Raw genomic sequence first — 556 nt, 5'->3', positions numbered from 1 at the left:
TGGTGCCTATGTCCCGATATGGTGCCGTCTGGCGAAACCGGAGGCAAGACCCTACCTCCCGGTCAACAGCAGAAGGAACATCACATGACCCGCAGCGCACTCGTCGTCGGCGCAACCGGCATCCAGGGCAGCGCCATCGCCCGGCAACTCGTTGAGCAGGGCTGGACGGTGCATGGCCTCAGCCGCACCCCGGGCGCCCAGCCGGGCGTGTCGCCGGTGGCCGCCGATCTTCTCGATCCCGCGGCGCTGGCGACTGCCCTTCAGGGCATCGCGCCGACGCATGTCTTCCTCACCAGCTGGCTGCGCATGGCGACCGAGGCCGAGAACATCCGTGTGAATGCGGCAATGGTCCGCAACCTGTTCGACGCGCTGCGGCCGGCGGGTTCGGTGCGGCACGCCGCGCTGGTGACCGGGCTGAAGCATTACCTCGGCCCGTTCGAGGCCTATGGCAAGGGCAGCCTGCCTCAGACCCCGTTCCGCGAGGAACAGGGCCGGCTGGAGGTCGACAACTTCTATTACGCCCAGGAAGATGAACTCTTCGCCGCCGCCGGGCAAG

At 67.6% G+C, this 556-nt stretch carries 1 protein-coding gene; it reads left to right on the top strand.

All coding sequences use genetic code 11. From position 1 onward, the window contains the following. Positions 1–84 precede the first annotated feature (84 nt). Positions 85–556 (top strand): NAD-dependent epimerase/dehydratase family protein (locus tag C5F48_RS24480; RefSeq protein WP_146170790.1); only part of this gene is annotated, 472 nt, incomplete at its 3' end.

Source organism: Cereibacter changlensis JA139 (assembly GCF_003034985.1).
In the GTDB taxonomy this organism is placed as follows: Bacteria; Pseudomonadota; Alphaproteobacteria; order Rhodobacterales; family Rhodobacteraceae; genus Cereibacter; species Cereibacter changlensis.
This window is presented reverse-complemented; position numbering and strand designations above follow the sequence as displayed.